General features: G+C 48.6%; 20 protein-coding genes. 6 read left to right on the forward strand and 14 right to left on the reverse strand.

The window, feature by feature from the left end; genetic code table 11:
* Positions 1-47: 47 nt before the first annotated feature.
* From rseP to rpsB, 8 genes are all read right to left on the reverse strand, one after another.
* Positions 48-1,397, reverse strand: a complete 1,350-nt coding sequence (gene rseP, locus ABEA14_RS18105) for a sigma E protease regulator RseP (RefSeq protein WP_345342072.1) — start codon at positions 1,395-1,397, stop codon at positions 48-50.
* Positions 1,398-1,400: 3 nt separating this feature from the next.
* Complete coding sequence (ispC, locus tag ABEA14_RS18110; RefSeq protein WP_345342074.1) at positions 1,401-2,594, reverse strand: 1-deoxy-D-xylulose-5-phosphate reductoisomerase; 1,194 nt, start codon at positions 2,592-2,594, stop codon at positions 1,401-1,403.
* Positions 2,594-3,460 carry a phosphatidate cytidylyltransferase gene (locus ABEA14_RS18115; protein ID WP_345342076.1) on the reverse strand — a complete coding sequence of 289 codons (867 nt, stop codon included), beginning with the start codon at positions 3,458-3,460 and terminating at the stop codon, positions 2,594-2,596. The genes ispC and ABEA14_RS18115 overlap by 1 nt, the downstream gene beginning before the upstream one ends.
* 3 nt (positions 3,461-3,463) lie before the next feature.
* Positions 3,464-4,240 carry an undecaprenyl pyrophosphate synthase gene (uppS, locus tag ABEA14_RS18120; RefSeq protein ID WP_345342078.1) on the reverse strand — a complete coding sequence of 259 codons (777 nt, stop codon included), beginning with the start codon at positions 4,238-4,240 and terminating at the stop codon, positions 3,464-3,466.
* A gap of 107 nt (positions 4,241-4,347) precedes the next feature.
* Positions 4,348-4,869: a ribosome recycling factor gene (gene frr, locus ABEA14_RS18125; RefSeq protein WP_377776259.1), complete on the reverse strand. Its 522-nt coding sequence runs from the start codon at positions 4,867-4,869 to the stop codon at positions 4,348-4,350.
* Between the two features lie 60 nt (positions 4,870-4,929).
* On the reverse strand, positions 4,930-5,682 hold the full coding sequence (gene pyrH, locus ABEA14_RS18130) for a UMP kinase (protein ID WP_345342082.1): 753 nt from the start codon (positions 5,680-5,682) through the stop codon (positions 4,930-4,932).
* Between the two features lie 65 nt (positions 5,683-5,747).
* The gene (gene tsf / locus ABEA14_RS18135) at positions 5,748-6,629 is read right to left on the reverse strand and encodes a translation elongation factor Ts (protein ID WP_345342084.1); all 882 of its coding nucleotides are present in this window, start codon (positions 6,627-6,629) and stop codon (positions 5,748-5,750) included.
* Positions 6,630-6,760: 131 nt separating this feature from the next.
* Positions 6,761-7,492: a 30S ribosomal protein S2 gene (gene rpsB / locus ABEA14_RS18140; RefSeq protein ID WP_345342086.1), complete on the reverse strand. Its 732-nt coding sequence runs from the start codon at positions 7,490-7,492 to the stop codon at positions 6,761-6,763.
* A gap of 272 nt (positions 7,493-7,764) precedes the next feature.
* Between rpsB and map the strand changes: the two genes are divergently transcribed.
* From map to dapD, 3 genes are read left to right on the forward strand one after another with little or no spacing between them, the layout of a single operon-like run.
* Complete coding sequence (gene map / locus ABEA14_RS18145) at positions 7,765-8,553, forward strand: type I methionyl aminopeptidase (RefSeq protein WP_345342088.1); 789 nt, start codon at positions 7,765-7,767, stop codon at positions 8,551-8,553.
* A 14-nt stretch (positions 8,554-8,567) separates the two neighbouring features.
* The gene (gene glnD / locus ABEA14_RS18150; RefSeq protein ID WP_345342091.1) at positions 8,568-11,207 is read left to right on the forward strand and encodes a [protein-PII] uridylyltransferase; all 2,640 of its coding nucleotides are present in this window, start codon (positions 8,568-8,570) and stop codon (positions 11,205-11,207) included.
* Between the two features lie 26 nt (positions 11,208-11,233).
* Entirely contained in the window at positions 11,234-12,058 is an 825-nt protein-coding gene (dapD, locus tag ABEA14_RS18155; RefSeq protein ID WP_345342094.1) for a 2,3,4,5-tetrahydropyridine-2,6-dicarboxylate N-succinyltransferase, read from the forward strand.
* Positions 12,059-12,170: 112 nt separating this feature from the next.
* Here dapD and ABEA14_RS18160 read toward each other — a convergent pair whose 3' ends face one another.
* The 4 genes from ABEA14_RS18160 to ABEA14_RS18175 form a co-directional block, all read right to left on the reverse strand.
* Positions 12,171-13,178 carry a MalM family protein gene (locus tag ABEA14_RS18160; RefSeq protein ID WP_345342096.1) on the reverse strand — a complete coding sequence of 336 codons (1,008 nt, stop codon included), beginning with the start codon at positions 13,176-13,178 and terminating at the stop codon, positions 12,171-12,173.
* Positions 13,179-13,339: 161 nt separating this feature from the next.
* A complete protein-coding gene (gene lamB, locus ABEA14_RS18165) occupies positions 13,340-14,668 on the reverse strand; it encodes a maltoporin LamB (protein ID WP_345342098.1) in 1,329 nt (442 codons plus the stop codon).
* A gap of 415 nt (positions 14,669-15,083) precedes the next feature.
* Positions 15,084-15,815 (reverse strand): tRNA pseudouridine(65) synthase TruC, encoded by a 732-nt coding sequence (truC, locus tag ABEA14_RS18170; RefSeq protein WP_345342100.1) that lies wholly within the window; start codon positions 15,813-15,815, stop codon positions 15,084-15,086.
* Positions 15,816-15,818: 3 nt separating this feature from the next.
* Positions 15,819-16,142 carry a YqcC family protein gene (locus tag ABEA14_RS18175; protein ID WP_345342102.1) on the reverse strand — a complete coding sequence of 108 codons (324 nt, stop codon included), beginning with the start codon at positions 16,140-16,142 and terminating at the stop codon, positions 15,819-15,821.
* 96 nt (positions 16,143-16,238) lie between these two features.
* Between ABEA14_RS18175 and ABEA14_RS18180 the strand changes: the two genes are divergently transcribed.
* On the forward strand, positions 16,239-17,246 hold the full coding sequence (locus ABEA14_RS18180; protein WP_345342104.1) for a DUF3549 family protein: 1,008 nt from the start codon (positions 16,239-16,241) through the stop codon (positions 17,244-17,246).
* A 10-nt stretch (positions 17,247-17,256) separates the two neighbouring features.
* On the opposite strand, the gene ABEA14_RS18185 is transcribed toward ABEA14_RS18180, so the two are convergent.
* The gene (locus ABEA14_RS18185; protein WP_345342106.1) at positions 17,257-17,589 is read right to left on the reverse strand and encodes an Mpo1-like protein; all 333 of its coding nucleotides are present in this window, start codon (positions 17,587-17,589) and stop codon (positions 17,257-17,259) included.
* Between the two features lie 91 nt (positions 17,590-17,680).
* On the opposite strand from ABEA14_RS18185, the gene ABEA14_RS18190 reads away from it, so the two are divergent.
* Positions 17,681-17,911 (forward strand): DUF2789 domain-containing protein, encoded by a 231-nt coding sequence (locus tag ABEA14_RS18190; RefSeq protein WP_345342108.1) that lies wholly within the window; start codon positions 17,681-17,683, stop codon positions 17,909-17,911.
* 70 nt (positions 17,912-17,981) lie between these two features.
* Positions 17,982-18,287 (forward strand): hypothetical protein, encoded by a 306-nt coding sequence (locus tag ABEA14_RS18195; protein WP_345342110.1) that lies wholly within the window; start codon positions 17,982-17,984, stop codon positions 18,285-18,287.
* Between the two features lies 1 nt (position 18,288).
* On the opposite strand, the gene syd is transcribed toward ABEA14_RS18195, so the two are convergent.
* Positions 18,289-18,825, reverse strand: coding sequence for a SecY-interacting protein (gene syd, locus ABEA14_RS18200; protein WP_345342112.1), 537 nt, complete (start codon positions 18,823-18,825; stop codon positions 18,289-18,291).
* Positions 18,826-18,840: the final 15 nt, after the last annotated feature.

Consider the following 18,840-nt stretch of genomic DNA (forward strand, 5'->3'; position numbering starts at 1 on the left):
CATTCTATTTTTGCTCGAATACTTCTTATAATTCTTCGCTGTTTGGACTACAGGCGTGCGACATCGTTAAAAATCGCTATTCCCATGATCATAAGCAGCAGTACAGACCCAATTCTGAATCCTACCTCTTGAATGCGCTCAGACACAGGTTTGCCCCGAATAGCTTCGACGATGTAATAAACCAAATGACCACCGTCTAATACCGGAAGTGGTAATAGATTAATCACTCCCAAATTGACACTGATTAACGCCAGAAAACCCAGGAAGTAGACTAATCCATAACCTGCGCTACTCCCTGCACCTTGGGCAATGGAGATCGGTCCACTAAGGTTCTTGACCGACACATCACCCGTGATTAGCTTGCCGATCATATCAATGCTAAGAGTAATAAGCTGTCCCGTTTTCTCGACGCCTTTCACAAAGGCATCAACAAAACCGTATTGCATTTCTAATCTATAGGCGTCCGGCCAAGGTTCAACTTTGGGGGCAACACCCAGGTAGCCCACCCTCCCGTCATCACTGTCCCTTTCTCCGGGAACCACGGTAAGGGACATTTTCTCGTCGGCACGAGTTAGATCCAGCAATACTGGTTGGCCTGGACTGGTCGCAATAATCGATACCAGCTGCGGCCATGATTCAATCACTTCGCCATTAGCAGCTAAAACCTCATCACCCACCTGCAAACCGCCCACAGCGGCTGCACTTCCTTCCTCTACATGGGCAAGTTGCAATGTCACTTCAGGAAAGAACGGTTTAATGCCCAATGATTGCAGAAGAGGCTCTCTATCTGGATCAAAGTTCCATTGACTAATGTCTAATTGTTTGGCGACTTTTCCTTGGTCTGGCGCATCGACCAGTACCTCTATTTTCTCACCGCCAATGTGACTGACCAGAGCTAAACTGACCTCTTCCCAGTCAAGCGTCCTACGACCTGCTATCTCTATAAACTCTGACTTTGGCTGCAGACCGGCATCAGCCGCTATGCTCTGCGGTGCGACCTCACCTATCACGGGCTTGACGCTAGGAACACCTATGCCGAACATCAACCAATAAGCAAAAACTGCAAATACGAAGTTGGCGATAGGCCCAGCGGAAACGATCGCGATTCGTTGCCAGACCGGTTTACTATCAAATGCATAAGGCTTGTCTTGTTCTGCGATGTCGTCTACTCGTCCATCCAACATACGGACGAAGCCGCCAAGTGGTATCGCCGCTATGACATATTCGGTGCCGCTGGCACTGGTTCTACTCCATATGGCCTTACCAAACCCGATTGAAAATTTGAGCACCTTTACGCCACAACGACGTGCCACCCAAAAGTGCCCGTATTCGTGAAACGTTATGAGGATGCCCAGCGCGATAACAAAGGCGAAAAAATTCCAGAGGATATCCAACATGAACTATTGAGTCTCAGCGATGACTTGATTAGCTACCTTGCGAGCCATTCTATCTAGCTCTACAACCTGTTCCAAACTATTTAACTGCTGTGATTGGACTTTCTCTAGTACCTGTTGGTTCACCGCAGATATATCCGTAAACCGGATCAACCTCTCAAGAAATGCATTTACTGCCACTTCATTGGCTGCATTTAATGCAGTGCATGCCCACTGGCCCGCCTTACAGGCGTCAATCGCTAGCTTTAAACAAGGAAAACGTTCGAAATCGGGTGCGGTAAAACTAAAATCGAGCATATTAGTGAAGTCGAGAGGAGCGACACCGCTGTCTATCCTCTCAGGAAACGCCATGGCATGCGCTATCGGGGTGCACATGTCGGGATTACCCAGCTGGGCCAATACGGAGCCATCGCGATACTGAACCATGGAGTGGATAACACTTTGCGGATGAATAACGACCTGGATCTGCTCAGGATCGGCATTAAACAACCACTTAGCTTCGATGAATTCGAGCCCCTTGTTCATCATGGTGGCAGAATCAACTGAGATCTTCCGTCCCATAGACCAATTAGGATGCTTACATGCTTGCTCCGGCGTCATGTTACTCAGAGACGAGATGGGCGAGGTTAAAAACGGTCCACCACTCCCCGTTAGCAGGATCTTCGAAATACCGTGAGACGCCAACTCAGAACCAGAGCTATCCTGTTGCACCTGATGAGGTAAGCACTGAAAAATCGCATTATGCTCGCTGTCGATAGGTAACAGAGTGGCACCGTGTCTTGCGACTTCCGCAATAAAAAGCTCACCCGACATGACCAAAGCTTCTTTATTGGCCAGTAACACTTTTTTGCCAGCTTTTACCGCTGCCATGGTTGGCAGCAGACCCGCCGCTCCTACAATCGCAGCCATGACGGTATCGACATCACTATCTGACGATACGCTCTCAAGAGCCTCTTTCCCTGCTAAAGGAACACTGGAAGAGCCAGCATTGGAAAGCGCCAACTTGAGTTCGTCGAGGTCAGATTCCGATGCCACAACAGCAAACCTTGGCTTAAACTCCAGGCATTGTTGGACAAGACGATGGATGTTTTTCGCCGCAGTGAGAGCAAACACTTCAAACTGGGTTGGGTTACGACGGATAACCTCTAACGTGCTTTGACCAATCGAGCCTGTCGCACCAAGAATCGAGATTCGCTGCATCACCCGATCCACAGCCAGTAGCAAAGAGCAAATACAGGTAGAGCGGCTGTCAGGCTGTCAATGCGATCCAACACGCCACCGTGGCCAGGTAATATTCGGCCTGAATCTTTAATCCCTGCTTGGCGCTTAAACATACTTTCTGCCAAATCACCAAACACTGAGGCAAGCACTGCCAGTACACTTGCCAAAACGAAGTAGCCCCAATCGGAAGGAGCCACTTTAAGTGTCCAGGCACCACCCAGAGCCACTAAAGCTGCTGAGCATAAACCACCGAGCATGCCCTCAATGGTTTTCCCCGGGCTAACTTTTGGCATCAGCTTGCGCTTGCCAAACTGCTTACCTGTGAAGTAAGCGCCAGAATCAGCAGCCCAAACCATGGCGAGAACAATCAGCAGCAATTCTGCGCCATACCAAACACCGTATTTTTCAGCATGGGTACTGCGGAGTAACACTACCGCGATTGCGAAGGGCAGCAGGGTCATCAACCCGGCAATAAACTTGAGCACGGTTTGGGATTTCCAAATCACCGCGCTTTTGGGAAACGAAAACACCAGTATGACGGCAGCAACCCACCATAAACAGCCAATGATCAACACCGACAGCAGATAGGGAGGCAGAGAAGAAATCGCCTCGAGACTCTGCGGTGGCACCTGCCAGCAGAGACCAGCAAATGCCGCAGTAATAACAGAAGCAAACAAAGCACGCTGCAGTTTGTTAACCAATAGGCAAAACTTGGACCACTCCCATCCGGCTACCCAGACCACCAAACCGACTGCGATAGCCAGTCCATTTGCAGAGAGATAGAACAGTGCAGCTAACGCAACAACAAGTAGGGCTACTGCAGTTATGATTCTTTGCTTAAGCAAAAATTACCCCTTTACGCTCTCATCAGTCGAGCCGGTTCTCACCTGATCGCCGGTATGGCCAAAACGACGCTCCCTGCCCATAAAAGTGCAGATTGCATCTTCAAACAGATCTCGGTTGAAATCCGGCCAAAGAGACTCTGTGAAATACATTTCAGTGTATGCCATCTGCCAGACAAGAAAGTTGCTGATACGACAATCACCGCCAGTTCGAATCATCAGGTCAGGATCACCTTGACCACGTGTCGTTAAACCGTCGCCAATTAACTCTTCCGAGATCTGCTCAGGTGCCAATTCACCATTTGCTACCTGCCTGGCCAGGGACTGTACTGACTGAACAACATCCCAGCGCCCACCGTAGTTGGCAGCAATGTTTAGTGTTAAACCAGTATTTGCAGCAGTGAGCTGCTCAGCAGCATGAATACGCTCCTGCAAGCGGTCACTAAATCGGGAGGTGTCGCCGATGATGCGTAGTCTGACATTGTTCTTATGAAGGCGTTTAGCTTCACGTTGCAGAACACTCAGAAACAGCTCCATTAGCAAGCTGACTTCTTTGTCAGGGCGGCGCCAATTCTCGCTACTAAAAGCGTACAGCGTTAACGCCTTTATCTGCCATTGAGTCGCTAAGCGAACAGTTTCACGAACCGCACCAACACCCGCTCGGTGGCCAAGAATACGGGCCTTATTACGCTGCTGCGCCCAGCGCCCGTTGCCGTCCATGATGATGGCAATGTGCTTTGGTAAACGATCGACACAGTCGCCGAATGGGTTTTCCTCAGACATTCAGACTTTGCACTCTTCCTAAGTGAGGATAAAAAAAGAAAACGCCGTGCCCTTCACGACACGGCGTTAGCCTTGTTACGAAGGAGTTATCGTCTTTAACAGACGATTTAAAACTCCATTAGTTCCTGCTCTTTCGCTTTAAGCAGTTCATCTACCTGCTTAACGTAAGTATCGGTGATTTTCTGAACGTCATCATGACCTTTGCGATCTTCATCTTCAGAGATCTCTTTTTCTTTCAGAAGTTCTTTCAAATCACTATTGGCATCGCGTCGAATGTTACGTACAGCTACACGCGCATTTTCGGCTTCAGCTCTAACTACCTTAATCAGGTCTTTACGACGCTCTTCCGTCAGAGGCGGCATAGGAATACGAATGACCGTGCCTGCTGAGTTTGGATTCAACCCCAAGTCTGACGCCATGATAGCCTTTTCAACCGCGCCAGCGAGTGACTTATCGAATACGGTCAAAGCCAGCGTACGTGAATCCTCAACCGTTACGTTTGCCAGCTGCTTGAGTGGTGTAGGTGCACCGTAGTAAGACACCATGATGGAGTCCAACAGGCTTGGGTGAGCGCGACCAGTACGTACTTTGGCCATCTGACTTTTAAGCGCTTCAATACTTTTAACCATCCGCGCTTTTGCATCTGCTTTGATATCGTTGATCACAGCAAGTTACTCCATCAATCTCTATTATTCTGGTTTTTCTGGTGACTCAGGCTGATGACTGATGAGGGTACCTTCATTTTCCCCCATGATCACCGCTCTAAGCGCGCCAGGCTTATTCATGTTGAATACTCGAATCGGAATGCTATGGTCTCTGGCCAGCGTGAAGGCTGACAAGTCCATTACTTTTAACTCACGATCCAGTACTTCGTCGTAGGTCAGTGCACCGTGCAAGGTCGCGTTGGGGTCTTTTACCGGGTCGGCAGAAAACACACCATCCACCTTCGTACCTTTCAGCACGACATCCGCTTCAATTTCGATGCCACGCAGACACGCTGCAGAATCAGTGGTAAAGAATGGGTTTCCGGTACCCGCAGAAAAGATGACCACGCGGCCAGTTTTCAGCAAGCTGATCGCTTCGGTCCAGTTGTAACTGTCACATACACCATTCAGCGGAATAGCTGACATTAAGCGCGCGTTCACATAGGCACGATGAAGGGCATCTCGCATCGCCAGACCATTCATTACTGTGGCCAGCATACCCATGTGGTCGCCCACTACACGGTTCATACCTGCTTCAGATAGTTTTTGACCGCGGAAAAGGTTACCGCCACCTATCACCAATCCAACCTGAACACCTAACTCAACCAACTGTTTAATTTCGGTTGCCATGCGGTCAAGCACTTTCGGATCAATACCGAACTCTTCATCGCCCATCAGGGCCTCACCGCTGAGTTTTAACAAGATTCGACGGTAAGCAGGCTTTGGATTAATACTCATAGTTCTCTCGGATAATTTGGAGACGGAAAAAAGGCAGCCATTTGGCTGCCTTATCTTACAACGAGTTAGGCTTTCTGTGCAGCTGCAACTTGTGCCTGAACTTCTGCAGCGAAATCATCTTCCGCTTTTTCGATACCTTCACCCACTTCAAAGCGAACGAAAGTAACAACATCAGCATTTGCTGCTTTCAGCAGTTCGCCAACGCTTTGCGAAGGATCTTTCACGAAAGGCTGACCAGTCAGGCTGATTTCGCCGGTGAACTTCTTCATACGGCCAACAACCATCTTCTCAGCGATCTCAGCAGGCTTGCCGCTGTTCATCGCGATCTCGATCTGGATCTGCTTCTCTTTTTCTACAACTTCAGCAGAAACGTCTTCAGGCTTAACGAACTGCGGGTTGCTTGCAGCAACGTGCATGGCGATATCTTTCGCCAGTTCTTCGCTTGCACCGTTTGCAGCAACCAGAACACCGATACGTGCGCCGTGGATGTAGCTAGCTACAACGTCAGCACCTTCAACCAGAACAACGCGACGGATGTTGATGTTCTCACCAATCTTAGCGATCAGGTTAGTACGAGCTTCGTCAACCTTAACACCGTCCAGTTCACACGCAAGCAGCGCTTCCAGAGATGCAGTTTTGTTGTCCAGTGCCAGAGATACCAGCTTGTCACCAAACGCCAGGAAGTTTTCGTCACGAGCAACGAAGTCAGTTTCGCTGTTCAGTTCGATCATTACAGCGACGTCACCTGCGCTCTTAGTCAGGATGATACCTTCTGCAGCAACACGACCTGCTTTCTTAGCCGCTTTCGCTTGGCCAGACTTACGCATGTCTTCAATCGCTTTTTCGATATCACCTTCAGCGGCTGTCAACGCCTTCTTACAATCCATCATGCCAGCGCCAGTGCGCTCGCGCAGTTCCTTAACCATAGCTGCTGTAATTGCTGCCATCTGTCAATCCTCGCCTTGCCGGAGTTCCGGCACAAAATAATCCAGTTCAGTTTAGAAGAAAGGGGCCTAAATGCGGCCCCTTTTCAGCGTTTGTTACCTTAGCGGTAAAAGGGGTGGTTTTATGACCCTAATTACTCAGCTGCTTCTTCAACGAAGCTGTCGCCTTCGGCGCCAGTAGCACCCTGTGAGCGACCTTCAGCTACAGCGTCAGACGCTGCAGTCAGGTACAAGCTTACAGCACGGATCGCATCATCGTTACCTGGGATGATGTAATCAACGCCGTCAGGGCTTGAGTTGGTATCAACTACTGCAACTACAGGAATACCCAGGTTGTTGGCTTCCTTAATTGCAATGTGTTCGTGCTCAGCATCGATAACGAACAGTACGTCTGGCAGGCCAGCCATATCTTTAATACCGCCCAGGCTCTTTTCCAGCTTTTCCATTTCGCGAGTACGCATCAGCGCCTCTTTCTTGGTCAGCTTGTCAAAAGTACCGTCCTGGCTTTGAGTTTCCAGGTCTTTCAGGCGTTTGATTGACTGACGCACGGTCTTCCAGTTAGTCAACATACCGCCCAACCAGCGGTGGTCAACGTAGAACTGGCCGCAACGCTGTGCTGCTTCACGAACAGCTTCGCTTGCTGCGCGCTTAGTACCAACGAACAATACTTTACCTTTCTTAGCAGCAGTGTTGCTGATGAAAGACAAAGCTTCGTTAAACATAGGTACAGTGTGCTCAAGGTTGATGATGTGAACCTTGTTGCGGGCACCGAAGATGAAAGGCTTCATCTTTGGGTTCCAGTAACGGGTTTGGTGACCGAAGTGGACACCCGCTTTCAGCATGTCACGCATAGATACGTTAGGCATATTTCTTTCCTCTATGGGGTTAAGCCTCCACATCCCCCATGTATTCGACCTTTTCAGGCACCCCGAAACATGTGACGGAATGTGTGTGTGGTATTTAGTGCCGTAACCATTTACGACACCTATTTTCGGCGCGCTTTATACCATAAATCTACCCACTCTCGCAATTAACGACGTGTGAAATTGTCAGTTCTTTGGCGTAATGCTCGCAAGACGGTCAATTCAACGTCTGATATACTCTCGCACCGGAATCAAGATGTGTTATTGGACATTGCATGAGTATTGTAATTAAGACCCCGTCTGAAATAGAAAAAATGCGAGTTGCCGGACGCCTTGCAGCAGAAGTATTAGAGATGATTGAACCCCACGTTAAAAAAGGGGTAACAACAGACGAGCTGAATACTATTTGCCACGATTACATAGTGAACGTCCAGCAGGCTATCCCTGCACCACTGAACTACCATGGATTTCCAAAGTCCATCTGCACCTCAATTAACCACGTTATCTGCCATGGCATCCCATCAGATAAGAAACTCAAAGACGGCGATATCGTCAACATAGATATCACCGTGATTAAAGATGGTTACCACGGCGACACCAGTAAGATGTTTGTAGTGGGTAAACCTTCAATCCTGGCGGAACGTCTGATTCGGGTAACCCAGGAATGCCTGTACAAAGGTATCGAACTGGTAAAGCCAGGCGCTTACCTTGGTGATATCGGTTTTGTTATTCAACAGCATGCAGAAAAACACGGCTATTCAGTCGTAAAAGAGTACTGCGGCCATGGCATAGGTAAAGAGTTCCACGAAGAGCCACAAGTACTCCATTACGGTCGCAAAGGCACAGGCGACCAACTTGAGGCTGGCATGTGCTTTACCATTGAGCCAATGATTAATGTCGGCAAACCGCACTCCAAGCTACTGAAAGATGGTTGGACCGCCGTGACCAAAGACAGAAGCCTGTCAGCGCAGTGGGAACATACACTGCTGGTAACTGAAAACGGCTGCGAGGTGCTCACACTCCGCGCCTGTGACACTATCGATCGCATTATCAGTCACGATTAGTTTAGGGAAGTAGTATGTCGACAAAGGAACTGAAGGAGATTATCAACGCCGTAAACGACCTGGCAGATCAAGGCCGGGTTGCAGAGTTTCGCCAGGCCAACACCGACTTCCTGACCTGGCTCAAAGCTCAATATCAAGCCGGCGAATCGGTAAATAATCTGGTTCTTGGTCGATCTCGCTTTGTCGACGCACTTTTATCGGCGCTTTGGCAGCGTTGTGGCTTAGATCAGGTAAAAGACTTAAGTTTGATTGCTGTCGGAGGCTACGGACGCGGCGAACTCCACCCAAACTCCGATGTCGATATTCTGGTATTGGCAAAAAGACAGATCCCCGAATCAGCAAAGTCGCAGATCAGTGAATTTATTACCTGGCTTTGGGATGTTCGACTGGAGATCGGTCAAGCGGTACGCTCAGTCAAAGAGTGCATCCAACTAGGCAAAAGTGATATCACCATTGGCACAAATTTGCTTGAATCCAGGCTTATATGTGGTGCCAGTGAGCCATTTGATAAGCTTCAGGATGCCGTTCAATCAAAACGTTTCTGGCCTTCGGACGCACTCTATCAGGCCAAGTTAGAAGAACAGCTCAAACGTCATGAGCAGTTTCATGACACCGGCTACAATCTGGAGCCTAATGTCAAAAGTAACCCAGGCGGTCTGAGAGATATTCAAACGATTGGCTGGGTAGCCAAGAGCCATTTCAACGCGAACAGCTTGCAAGAGCTAATCGGCCATGGCTTTTTGACCGAAGACGAGCATCAGGAATTGATGGAGTGCCAATCTTTCCTTTGGCAGGTTCGTTTTATTCTTCACATCACCACTGAACGCTCTGAAAACCGCTTGTTATTCGAGCACCAGCCTAAGGTAGCCTCAGCCCTCGGCTATTGCGACGAAGGAAATGTCGCCGTCGAGAAAATGATGAAGCGGTTTTACCAGACCATCCGCCGAGTGAGAGAGTTAAACGACATGCTGATGCAGTTGTTTGACCAGGCTATTCTGGGCTCTCACAACAAAGCGAAGATCTACCCCATTGACCAGGGTTTTCAGCGTCGTGGCGAAATGATTGAGATTCTTGACGATGGCCTTTTCCAATCTCGTCCTGAATCGATGTTAGAGCTGTTTCTTCATATTGCGGACGACCCGGCGATCAAAGGGATCAGTGCCCAGACTATTCGCCAACTGCGCATCGCCCGCCGCAGTTTCTCAGGATACCTGGTCGACCACCCTTCATTTAGAAGGCTGTTTAATCAACTGCTCAAACACCCAAGAGGTATGGGAAGGCCGATAAGCCGAATGCATAAACACTCTATGCTGGCGCTTTACTTCCCGCTTTGGCAGCAGATTATGGGGCAGATGCAATTTGACCTGTTCCATGCCTATACCGTTGACGAGCACACCTATCGCCTGCTGCAGAACATGTATCACTTTCTGCGGCCTCGCGAGCAGCACAACTTCCCGCTGTGCAGCGAGCTGTTGAGGAAGATGCGAAAGCCTGAACTCCTTTTTCTTGCGGGTCTGTTCCACGATATTGCTAAAGGCCGCGGCGGAGACCACTCGGAACTTGGAGCCGTCGATGCAAAGGCGTTCTGCCTTCAGCACGGCTTTCCAGAAAAAGATGCAGATATAGTTGCCTGGTTGGTCGAGAGCCACCTGCTGATGTCTGTTACCGCACAGAAACGGGATATCTACGACCCAGACGTAGTAAAAGAGTTCGCAGAAAAAGTCGGCGATGAAAAGCGCTTAGACTACCTGTATTGCCTGACAGTTGCAGACATAAACGCGACCAATGACAACCTCTGGAATACCTGGAAAGCTGCCTTGCTGCGTGAGCTGTATTTTGCAACTCAATCCTTATTCAGGCACGGACTGGAACAACATTACGATGCAAACGCACAGCAAGTCAGTGCAACACGTGATGACGCCAGGGCCGCACTCATTCAGCGCTTCCCTGAAGGCCGTGTTGATGAGTTGTTGGGAAGGCTATTTGATGACTACTTCCAGCGCCACACGGCGGAGCAGATCGCCTGGCACGGCAGAGAGATTCTGAATCACACTGGTAGCGAACCTCTTATTCTTATCAGCAAACAGATGACCCGAGGTGGGACCGAAATATTCATCTACACCAAAGATTGCCAGGGGTTGTTTGCCAAAACCGTGGGACTGCTCGATAGAAAAGGGCTGAATATTCACGATGCACAGATCATGAGTACCCGTGATAATCACACGTTAGACAGCTTTGTCGTGCTAGAACAGGATGGTGAGCCACTGACAGCTCCACATCGTGTTGAAGAGATAAAAACAGAACTTCTGGAGGTGCTGGTATGCGACTCAAAGAGTACAGAGGCAACCCGGCGGCCACCGCGCGCAATGAGGCATTTCTCTGTGCCTACTCAGGTAAAGTTCCTCGACACTGAGGACCATAGCCGGACCATGTTGGAGCTGGTAGCACTCGATTATCCCGGTTTATTGGCAACCTTAGGGGATATTTTCGAAGAACATGAGGTCTACCTCCAGGCAGCGAAGATCACCACTATCGGCGAACGCGCAGAGGACTTTTTTATATTAACTGGTGCTAAAGGTGCAGGCATGGAAGCGTCAGCCCGAGACGCACTGCAGCAAGCATTAGAAGAAAGAATTAACCAATCAATTGAGTAAATTTTGTTTATAACCGGAGACTATTAATGACTGAACTACAGGCCATTATTGAAGCGGCGTTTGAAGAGCGTGAAAACATCACTCCTTCAAGCGTTGAGCCACAGGTAAAAGCCGCCATCATTGAAGCGATCGAAATGATTGATCATGGTAAGGCGCGTGTTGCCGAAAAGATTGCCGGCGAATGGGTTGTGCATCAGTGGTTAAAAAAAGCAGTACTGCTTTACTTCCGTATCAATGACAATGCAGTTGTTGAAGGCGCTGAAAGCAAATACTTCGATAAAGTACCAATGAAGTATGAGAACTACACAGAAGAAGACTTCAAGCGTGATGGCGCGCGTGTCGTTCCTCCAGCAGCTGTTCGTAAAGGTTCATTTATCGCCAACGATGCAGTACTAATGCCTTCTTATGTAAACATCGGTGCGTACGTAGGTGAAGGTACCATGGTTGATACATGGGCAACTGTAGGCTCGTGTGCTCAGATCGGTAAAAACGTACACCTTTCAGGCGGTGTCGGCATCGGTGGCGTTCTGGAGCCACTGCAGGCTAACCCTACTATCATCGAAGATAACTGTTTCATCGGAGCGCGCTCAGAGGTTGTTGAAGGTGTTATCGTTGAAGAGGGTTCTGTGATCTCTATGGGCGTTTACATTGGTCAAAGCACCCGTATCTTTGATCGTGAAACCGGAGAAATCCACTACGGTCGAGTTCCTGCAGGTTCAGTTGTTGTAAGTGGTAACCTGCCTTCCAAGTGCGGTAACTACAGCCTGTACGCTGCGATTATCGTTAAAAAGGTAGATGCCAAAACTCGCTCAAAAGTGGGCATCAATGCCCTGCTGCGAAGCGCAGAGTAACCATGGAGACTAACGCGTAACTATCCTGAAACGGATCGTTGCACGTATGTTTACCAAATAAAAAAACCGAGCTATTTGAGCTCGGTTTTTTTATTTGGGTATCAAATCACTGTTAGCGGAGATTCTTTACCGACTCGATGAAGATCTTTCTAGCGCTTCTAGAGCCGGCTCTTTCAGCCTCTTCAACAAGCTTCATAGCCTTATCGATCTCATTGTTGGCAACAGCCTTTTCGATCAGCTGATTGTAAAGGTCCTCAGTCTCAGGGAGCATTGATACATTGCCGCTCGCAACATTGGATGTGAGTCCTGGCGTAGGCGAACTGTCGGGCACTTCGTCAGGGTGTGGCACATCCACATATTCCTGCACTTCGCTGTCACCGCCGAACATGTTGGAAAAGAATTGATCGACAGGATCGTCCGTTGCCAAGCTGCCATGGCCAGAGTTTATCGATAAGCTTAACTTGCCTATGGGTGAATGCTTCGCGATGGGATCTGCAACAGCTGGATCGGCTCTTCCCTGGCTTTCAGCAAACACTCGGAGCTGATGTTTCATCTGCGTAAAGCCATTCAAATCAGCCTCTGTAGTAAACACCAAGAGGTAAACTTCAGCCCCCGGGCTTTCTGGAGGCAGGCCATTGAAGCCTATATCCAAACTGACATTATCTGGATCAAGCATTCGTGCGGGTGTGTAGGTAAATGTCTTTGAGGTGAACACCCTGGTTGGCGAAAAGTTTGCGTTTAATACAATAACGTTGGGACTGAATAAAGTAGTTTCTTCGTATACATCACTACGGATACTCAGAGAGTATGCACCGACAACACTTGGCAGTCTGTAAGACTTAACAAAACTCTTGCCTGTTTTAAATTCAAAGATCTGAGCCGATGTATCTACCGTTGTGCGTAAACGAGAGCCAGGTTTAAGCGTCTCGTACCTAAGTTGAGATAAAGATTCACAGCAAGGCTGCCCATTAAACAACTCCCACTTAGCCTGTTCCATGTCAGCAAGAGGCTGTTCAGTATCATCTTTTCCGCTAAACCAATCTAGCCAGTCAGCACTTGCAGATGAGATAGAAAATGAAATGACTAAAACGCCGATAGCCAATGACCGCAAAATACCCATTACGCTTTGTACACCTTAAATTGTGCTAAATAAAAAAAGTTGGATTCGTAACTGAAAACGCACCGAAGAGGGCTCACCGTATATAAAAAGCCCCCGGATAGCAAGCTACCGAGGGCTCGAGTTTTGCACTAAACAGCTAGCTGTTTAGTAACAGGTTGTGCTTACCACCAAGCTTCAACCTGTGCGCCGAAACGGAAGTTACCGTCATCGCCGTCTGCAGTGCGCTGCTCAGCTTGCTCACCCCAGAAAGAACCTGCGTACAGGCGGATTTGAGGACGAGCCCAGAAGCTCTTACCTGCAGACCAGTTCTGAGAAACCATAACTTTGTACAGGTCGTACTCGCCGTTATCGCCTTCCCAAGGATAGCCTTCGTCATCGCTGTAACCGAATTCTACAGCAGTGCTCATTACGTCGTTCCACTTGTAAGTAGGACGCGCAACAATTGACAGACGCTTCAGGTCATCGTAATCGCCATAAGTTTCAGCAACTTGGTACAATACTGAGTAACCCATTTCCAGGTCTTTGGTCAACTTGATTACACCAAAGTCCATGATACGGACTGAAGTTTCTTGCTGACCATCCCACCAAGGGTTGTTCAGAGACTCACCACCGCCGTGGTTAGCCCATGCTGCGTGACCCATTGAGTCAGCACCGTACTGAACAACGATCTTGTTGAAGCCACCCATCAGAGGATGAGAGATTTCAGCAGTCAGGAAGTAACCGTCGTCGTCGCCGTAGTCAGCATCATCTTGGGCGTCAGTCAGGTCAGCGAAGCCGTAGATACCGATCAGTTCTAAGCTTGCGCCAGACCACAGAGGGATACCAGAGAAACGAACGTCAAGTTTGTTGTTCTGGATAGTAGGACCGTTTGCTTCGTCACCGCCTTGGATGCGAGAAGGAGTGTCGAAGTTAGTCCAAGCAAATGACATCTTACCTGGGCCTACATCAACACCTTCAAGACCAACACCGTAGCCAGAGTTGTTCACATAGAACAAATCCAACCAGTGAACGTCTTTACGCTGATAGAAACGCTTACCAGCCCACAGAGAAGCTTCTGGAGCCCAACCGATTACACCCTTACCAGTTGCGAAGAACTGACGCAGAGCGAAGTCGCCTTCACCCCAAGGTTCGTTTTGGTTTTGCAGGTTGCCATTTTCGTCAAGAACAGGCTGACTACGCTGCAGAGACTGGTAGTCATTACCTTGGTTCTGGATGTCAGTTGCCCACATTGCTTCAACACTGAAGACTTTACCGTCGCGGTTGTAAACTTCTTGTTGAAGATCCAACTCGATGTACGTGTCACACTCATCACCCAGACGACCAACCCAGTGGCCACCTGCGCCTGAACCGTAGCAAAGCTGCTCACCGCCGTCACCGGTAGTAGACAGGCCTGCACGAGCATAACCGTGGAATTCAACTGCAGAAGCGCTTGCAGCAGTCAGAGCTGATGCGATCGCTAATGCGATTGGAAGTGCTTTGATTTTAGCCATGAGACTAATCCCTTTTATTTGTTTATTACTTCGTTATTTGAGAAACCAACATTCCCTTGGGAGAGTTAGCTAACTTGCCTCTATGTGCTCGTTTAGTTAATTCTCCGATGTTCAGCTTAAGTGCCTGTCGCTGACCACCTGACTTTAATCACCCCCCGGCGTCCAAAGTCAGGGCAGATGCTAAACCCGGCTACTTAAACTTTCTGTGATTCCCTTCACAAGATAGTTACAAGTGTAGAACCTAATGTGAAAAATGTTACTGAACATTCGCTCTAATGTTCGCCCTTATATACAAATACAGGCCGCATGTTAACTGGGTAAAATGGGTTTATTACATTTTTGTGCGCCATGTATAAAAAAGACAAAAGGCCGCAAAGTGCGGCCTTTTGTCTGTAATATTTTTTCATTTACAGTTTCAAACAGGTGTCCAATTTTCTCGTTCCAGCAGCGCAAGCCAGTTGGCTGTCCATTCGGCCTCGGCTGACACTGTTCTTCCACTCAGCGGATGCTCAAAACTAATACTGGTTGCTCGAAGCAATAGTTCGTGGCATTCAAACTCATTTCTAAACAAACGATTATGTCTACCATCGCCATGGGTTGTATCGCCGACAATGGGGTGTGAAATATGTGCGAGGTGGCGGCGCAATTGATGTTTGCGACCAGTTTTTGGTTTTAATCGAAGCAGCGAATACCTCGCTTCGGGGTATTTCCCTACGGGGATGGGAAGCGTCAGATGTTTTAAAGCGACATAATCAGTCACCGCGGATTGTGCTTCTTTTTCCCCTGAGGAAAAGCGGTCAGCCACCTTATCCACCTTAGGTTTAAGCGCATAGTCTATGGTTCCACTTCCGTTAACATATCCTCTAACAATTGCATGGTATTCCTTGTTTACTTGATGCAACTCAAATAACTGCGCCAGCCTATTTGCCATTTCAGAATTCAGGGCGAAAACCAAACAGCCAGACGTTGGCTTATCTAACCTGTGTACAGGGAAAACATGCTGACCAAGCTGGTTTCGCAAAGTCTGCATTACAAAACGCGTTTCATGTTTGTCCAAAAACGAACGGTGCACCAACATACCAGCGGGTTTGTCGATAATAACGATATCTTCATCTTGGTAGAGTATGGGGAGTGGTCTGTCGTCCATACCTTAAGCACCCTGCCCTTGTAACAAGCTGTCAAGAGACCTTAACTTAGCGACCAGCGCCTGAACATGAGGATTGCTATTGTCCAAAGTATGCTCAGCCATAGGGGCAATATCACAGCGCACAGGTAATGGTTGCTCTTGCTCGATGATATGATTCATCTTGGGCAAAAAGACAAATTGCAGCCATTGTTCAAATGGCATCGAATCACAGCAGAACGGTTGACTGGACTGCAACGCCGCTTCTGAAGGCGCCTCTGAACTCCACAAGTTGGCGTCACGAAGTTGGTGAGCGATCTCTCCCAGATAAATCTTAACCTTCAGTTCCATTAGCCTACCTCCACTTAATGCCATGGATAACACAGCCCTTGAGGCTGCAATGAGGAACTATATAATAACCGCCGCTTTCGCAGAGGAACACAAAACATGGGTGAACTGGATATTTGTTGTACACAGCTTGGCATCAAACTGGCTGCGTATAATCTGGGACGTCGGGTAACACGCCTTTCACAGGCTGATTTCAGCCAGCATCAAATGCAGGCACAGCCCTATCCATATCCATTACAGCAACACGCACTCGTAGCAATCACGTTAGAGCACCCTTCAGCACCTTTTGAGCCTGCGATTTGGTGTTTAAAGTTGCCATTAGATGAGCAGGGGTGCATCGACTTCCCTTCTGTACACCATATTGCCGGCTTGCTGCAAAACAGCTTTAACCATGCAGTGGATGGTGAGGAGCGGGAAAGTATGCTGAAGAACAATCCGTTTGCTATTAGCCCGTCGCAGCAGCAACTTGCTTTACTGACGTCACTTATCCGTAAAGACAAGAAGCAACCCGCCAGTAAATACTATGAACAGGTCGCAGAATATTTTTCCGGCCAAACAGAGATAAGTCAGTGGCAAAACCTTTCGCTGCAGGGTATCGCAGACCTTGCAACACGCCGTGATGCCATGACTTTTATGCAAGCGGAGCAATTGAATCGTTTTCCGCCTGAAGCTATCGCGGGTTTCGCCGCGGCAGCAGAGCAAACAGGCGTATCATCAAATCAAGCGGAGCAAATCTCAATTGCACTCATGGCTGAAAAGGACCTGCAACGTCAACTTCTATATGTGCGCTGCATTCTGCACCCGGAGAATCACAACCTGTTAGAAAAAGCGCTCGATAAACTGTTAACAGGCTCCCTGGGAGCAGAGCCCGACCTGTACATTCTCATAGCAGGGCGAGGCTGGGAGTTGCTAAAGGGCCAAAACCTTAAGATTTATCTGGAACGGTTAGCGGCATTGGAAGACATTCCCCTGTTTGTCAGTCTACTCACCGACTTGTTTGGCATCCCAAGCCTTAAAGCCGAACTGCATATGGCGATTCGCTCACCAGAGCGAAGTGCTGAGCTGGCAAATGCTATCGGACACTTTTTTAAAGCGGTAAGGGGTTAACAACCAGGCATTAGCGGGAGCTGATGCCTTTCATATGTTTGTTTAGTCGCCCGGTCAGGAAATCAAACAGCATCCGCCAATCCCCCAAAAAACTGTACAACGGGTATTGAAAAGTTGCAGGCCGGTTCTTCTCGAAACCAAGATGGCCTATCCAGGCAAATCCATAACCGATTAGCGGCAAAACCAACAACCAAAGCCAGCTGGCAGTAACAATCACCCAAGCCAAGCACACTATCACCAGGCAGCTACCTATATAGTGCAGCGCACGGCACCGTGGGTCCTGATGTTCAGACAGATAATAGGGATAGAACTCGCTAAAGGATTTATATCGACGCGCTGACATTTGATCTCTGATTCTGAGCTTGCACTTATCCTGAGTCTATACTGATTGGACAGTCCGACAAGTTAATCCATGTGATGACAGAGGAGCCACCATGTATACATCACCACATGATCTCAGCGCTCTTTTTAACCAGCTAGGGTTGCCCAACGATAATGACAGCATCAAGGAGTTTGTCGTTAGCCATCGCATTCCGGAAGGGAAAAATATTTCTCAAGCATCGTTTTGGACTCCATCTCAAGCCAGTTTTCTGCAGGAAGCGGTGTCAGATGACGCAGAATGGGCTGAAACCGTGGACCAATTAGACGCCATGCTAAGAGCATAGCGATTGAATGGTTCACTTCATCAACCTATTGCTCGACAATAGGCTGAAACAGCCCATGTAGATGAATAATATGGACCAAGAATTAATCGCGGCTTTGAAAGAGATTTTGACCGCTGGCAAGTCCCCCTCTGTTGCACTGCTTAAGGGGCGTGTGAGCAGACGTTACAATATGCATGATCTTATCTCTGCCGTTCAGGAAGCCAAAGCCTCCCCAGACAAGTTCTTATCAGCGGAGATAACGTCGACCAAAGTCGAAGTGAATAACACACAGACAACTGAACATGATGTCCCTGATAAAGGTGACGTGCACGCTGAGTTAAAAGCGATCCGCCAGGAGCTGGCGGAGATAAAGCGTTTACTGCAAAAACCGAACTGAACTAGCTTCGAAGGCGCAGCTGCGAAACAAACTCAACAAGCGAGTCAGCAAGTACACTTGCGGGCTCGCACCCCACTCTCTCCTTAACAACCCGGCCGGTGTCATTTTCTACGCTGACAATAGTGTCATCGTCGATACAGCCGATGAATAAGGTGATCGACTGGTTCAATCGCTTTTTCATCAACACATGGCCTATCAGGTTTTCCTGCAGTCCTTCAAAATCCTCATCATTCCAGGGCTGAATCAGATCCAGAGCCAGCCCCCCAAACTGGGCGGGTATAATGTTGGAATAATAATTCTGATAAAGCTGCTTCACGTCGACATGAATTGCTAACTCAATCGCATTCTCCACATTATCGAAACTAGCAGGTTGTTCGCGTTTAACCGGCAGCCAACGACACACCTCGCCTGCCTGCTCTGGCTTTCCCTGAATACAGGGTGAAGGCCACTTAGGGTCCCAATGCGTCTGCGGCAACAAATCAGGCTGTTCTATCAGTCGATTAAAAAAGCTGTCGATCGCTTTGTTCATGTCAGACATGCTGCCTGAGTTCCT

This window comes from Corallincola platygyrae, from assembly GCF_039544265.1.
In the GTDB taxonomy this organism is placed as follows: Bacteria; Pseudomonadota; Gammaproteobacteria; order Enterobacterales; family Neiellaceae; genus Corallincola; species Corallincola platygyrae.

Bases quoted from the DNA above. Each gene is read 5' to 3' on its own strand.
- truC (WP_345342100.1), bottom strand. From the start codon at position 15,815: ATGGACGACAGACCACTCCCCATACTCTACCAAGATGAAGATATCGTT.
- map (WP_345342088.1), top strand. From the start codon at position 7,765: ATGAGTATTGTAATTAAGACCCCGTCTGAAATAGAAAAAATGCGAGTT.
- ABEA14_RS18195 (WP_345342110.1), top strand. From the start codon at position 17,982: ATGGACCAAGAATTAATCGCGGCTTTGAAAGAGATTTTGACCGCTGGC.
- pyrH (WP_345342082.1), bottom strand. From the start codon at position 5,682: ATGAGTATTAATCCAAAGCCTGCTTACCGTCGAATCTTGTTAAAACTC.
- dapD (WP_345342094.1), top strand. From the start codon at position 11,234: ATGACTGAACTACAGGCCATTATTGAAGCGGCGTTTGAAGAGCGTGAA.
- rseP (WP_345342072.1), bottom strand. From the start codon at position 1,397: ATGTTGGATATCCTCTGGAATTTTTTCGCCTTTGTTATCGCGCTGGGC.
- glnD (WP_345342091.1), top strand. From the start codon at position 8,568: ATGTCGACAAAGGAACTGAAGGAGATTATCAACGCCGTAAACGACCTG.
- frr (WP_377776259.1), bottom strand. From the start codon at position 4,869: ATGGTTAAAAGTATTGAAGCGCTTAAAAGTCAGATGGCCAAAGTACGT.
- syd (WP_345342112.1), bottom strand. From the start codon at position 18,825: ATGTCTGACATGAACAAAGCGATCGACAGCTTTTTTAATCGACTGATA.
- lamB (WP_345342098.1), bottom strand. From the start codon at position 14,668: ATGGCTAAAATCAAAGCACTTCCAATCGCATTAGCGATCGCATCAGCT.
- ABEA14_RS18175 (WP_345342102.1), bottom strand. From the start codon at position 16,142: ATGGAACTGAAGGTTAAGATTTATCTGGGAGAGATCGCTCACCAACTT.
- ABEA14_RS18185 (WP_345342106.1), bottom strand. From the start codon at position 17,589: ATGTCAGCGCGTCGATATAAATCCTTTAGCGAGTTCTATCCCTATTAT.
- tsf (WP_345342084.1), bottom strand. From the start codon at position 6,629: ATGGCAGCAATTACAGCAGCTATGGTTAAGGAACTGCGCGAGCGCACT.
- ABEA14_RS18160 (WP_345342096.1), bottom strand. From the start codon at position 13,178: ATGGGTATTTTGCGGTCATTGGCTATCGGCGTTTTAGTCATTTCATTT.
- ABEA14_RS18190 (WP_345342108.1), top strand. From the start codon at position 17,681: ATGTATACATCACCACATGATCTCAGCGCTCTTTTTAACCAGCTAGGG.
- ispC (WP_345342074.1), bottom strand. From the start codon at position 2,594: ATGCAGCGAATCTCGATTCTTGGTGCGACAGGCTCGATTGGTCAAAGC.
- ABEA14_RS18180 (WP_345342104.1), top strand. From the start codon at position 16,239: ATGGGTGAACTGGATATTTGTTGTACACAGCTTGGCATCAAACTGGCT.
- uppS (WP_345342078.1), bottom strand. From the start codon at position 4,240: ATGTCTGAGGAAAACCCATTCGGCGACTGTGTCGATCGTTTACCAAAG.
- rpsB (WP_345342086.1), bottom strand. From the start codon at position 7,492: ATGCCTAACGTATCTATGCGTGACATGCTGAAAGCGGGTGTCCACTTC.